Annotated in this window: 3 protein-coding genes; 2 read left to right on the top strand and 1 reads right to left on the bottom strand. The window is 68.0% G+C overall.

From position 1 onward, the window contains the following. Both AB0M52_RS33225 and AB0M52_RS33220 read left to right on the top strand, forming a co-directional pair. The coding region (locus tag AB0M52_RS33225) for an ABC transporter permease subunit (protein WP_363961812.1) at positions 1-691 on the top strand (691 nt) is incomplete at its 5' end. Beyond that, positions 691-1614 carry a carbohydrate ABC transporter permease gene (locus tag AB0M52_RS33220; RefSeq protein WP_363961811.1) on the top strand — a complete coding sequence of 308 codons (924 nt, stop codon included), beginning with the start codon at positions 691-693 and terminating at the stop codon, positions 1612-1614. The genes AB0M52_RS33225 and AB0M52_RS33220, both read left to right, overlap by 1 nt. Positions 1615-1676: 62 nt before the next feature. Here the strand turns inward: AB0M52_RS33220 and AB0M52_RS33215 are convergent, their stop codons facing one another. After that, positions 1677-2318: a DUF305 domain-containing protein gene (locus AB0M52_RS33215; RefSeq protein WP_363961810.1), complete on the bottom strand. Its 642-nt coding sequence runs from the start codon at positions 2316-2318 to the stop codon at positions 1677-1679. Positions 2319-2436: the final 118 nt, after the last annotated feature.

Here is a 2436-nt window from a genome sequence, read left to right as displayed (position 1 = left end):
CCGCAACACCCTGGCGATCACCGCGTTCCAGCTAGTCTTCTTCTTCCCGCTGCCGATCGTGCTGGCGATCATGCTGCACAACCTGCTCTCCAGCCGGCTGCGCGGCTTCATCCAGACCGTCGTGTACCTGCCGCACTTCTTCAGCTGGGTGCTGGTGGTCAGCTTCTTCGTCGCCATGCTCGGCGGCGCCGGCCTGTTGGCGCAGACCATGCGCGAGGCCGGGATGGAACCGTGGAACGTGATGACCAACCCGGACACGTTCATCATCCTGGTGACCGCGGAGGCCGTCTGGAAGGACGTCGGCTGGGGCACCATCGTCTTCCTGGCCGCACTGTCCACCATCGACCAGAACCTCTACGAGGCGGCGGCGGCCGACGGTGCCGGACGGTGGCGCCGGCTGTGGCACATCACGCTGCCCGGCCTGCGCCCGGTGATCGTGCTGCTGCTCATCCTCCGCCTGGGCGACGCGCTCTCGGTCGGCTTCGAGCAGTTCCTGCTGCAACGGGACGCCGTCGGCCGGCAGGCGTCCGAGGTGCTCGACACCTTCGTCTACCACTTCTCCATCGCCACCGGGAACTACGGCTACGGCGCCGCGGCCGGCCTGTTCAAGGCCGCCGTCGGCCTCTGCCTGATCCTGGCCGCCAACAAAATCGCACACACGCTCGGCGAACGAGGGATCTACTCACGCTGATGACCGCCACCATCGCCCGGAAGCCGTCCCGACCGCGTACCCGCCGCCCGGTGTGGGAGGAGCGGCCCACCCCGGTCGGCCAGGCCGGCAAGGCCGTCCTGCTCGGCCTGCTCGTGCTCAGCGTGCTGTTCCCGCTCTGGGTGATCCTGGTGACCAGCCTGTCCTCGCGCGAGACGATCGCCGAAGCCGGGGGTCTGGTGGTCATCCCCAAGGGGATCGACACCTCCGCCTACGAGACCATCTTCGCCGGTGGTGCGGTCACCCGGGCGCTGTGGATCAGCACCCTGATCACCGTCATCGGCACCGCCATCGCGCTGACCGTGACCGTGCTCGCCGCGTACGGGCTGTCCCGCCCCCGCTCACTCGGATACCGCTGGCTGCTCGCGTACTTCCTGCTGCCGTTCCTGATCTATCCGCCGCTGGTGCCCAAGTACCTCGTGGTGACCGGGCTGGGTCTGAAGGACACCATCTGGGCGCTGGTCCTGCCGCCCGCGATCAGCGTCTTCAACCTGGTCGTCGTCCGCGGCTTCTTCCAGGGCGTGCCGCAGGAACTGCTCGACAGCGCCCGCATGGACGGCGCCAACGAATTCCTCACCCTGGCCCGCATCGTCCTCCCGCTGTCCCGGGCGGTCATCGCCGTGGTCGGCCTGTTCTATGCGGTCGGCTACTGGAATGTCTGGTTCGACGCGCTGCTCTTCATCGACCGCAACGACATGTACCCGATCCAGCGGGTCCTGCAGAGCTACCTGCTCGCCGGGCAGGCACCGCACACCTCCGGCGGCACCAGCGGAGTCACCATGCCGCCCACCGAGTCGATCAAAATGGCGGTGGTCATCCTCACCGTCGCGCCGATCGTCGCCGTCTACCCGTTCATCCAGCGGCACTTCATCAAGGGCGTACTGATCGGCGCCATCAAGGGCTGACCGACGGTTCAACGGTGGAGGTTGGTGCCCGGCCGCCGACACGGCCGGACACCACCCCAGCGTCAGATCCGGGCCAGGATCTTCTTCATGGTGTCGATCTCAGCCTGCTGCGTGGTGATGATCCGCTGCGCCAACGCCTTGGCGTCCGGGTTCGCGCCCTGAGTGGTCGCCTCCTCGGACATGGTGACGGCGCCCTCGTGGTGGGCGATCATCATGGTGAGGAACTGCCGGTCGAACTCCGTGCCGGTGGCGGCTGCGAGCTTGGCCATGTCGGCGTCGGACATCATGCCCGGCATCTCGTGATCCATGTCGGGCGTGCCGTGGCCCGTCCCGTGTCCACCGCCGCTCGCCGAGGGCATCGGCGCACCCCACTGCGTCAGCCAGGTCTTCAGCTGGGCGATCTCGGGCGCCTGGGCGTCCTTGATCTGCACGGCGAGCTGCTTGACCTCCGGGTCGGACGCTCGGGTGGTGGCGAGGTCCGCCATCTCCACGGCCTGCTCGTGGTGCGGAATCATCATCTGGGCGAACATCACGTCCGCCGCGTTGTTGGCGGCGGATTCTCCGCTGATCGCGCTGGCGGACGGCGTGCCGGGCGTGTCGTGGCCGGCTCCGGCCTGGTGGTCCGAGCCGCAGGCGGCAAGGCCGATGGCGACGGCGAGGCTGACGCCGACCCGGATGGTCCGGCGCAGGTAGGTGCGGTTCATGATCGAAAGGGCCTTTCGAGATTGGTGAACGGGTAGGAGTCGAAGGCGCGGTCACCCCTGGCGGGGTACGCGCTGGTCGCTCCTATATCCGCAGCACCGTTGCCGAGGCCGTGGTCAG

The sequence above is a fragment of the Micromonospora sp. NPDC051296 genome, assembly GCF_040682255.1.
Classification (GTDB): Bacteria; Actinomycetota; Actinomycetes; order Mycobacteriales; family Micromonosporaceae; genus Micromonospora; species Micromonospora craterilacus.
This window is presented reverse-complemented; position numbering and strand designations above follow the sequence as displayed.

Bases quoted from the DNA above. Each gene is read 5' to 3' on its own strand.
- AB0M52_RS33220 (WP_363961811.1), top strand. From the start codon at position 691: ATGACCGCCACCATCGCCCGGAAGCCGTCCCGACCGCGTACCCGCCGC.
- AB0M52_RS33215 (WP_363961810.1), bottom strand. From the start codon at position 2,318: ATGAACCGCACCTACCTGCGCCGGACCATCCGGGTCGGCGTCAGCCTC.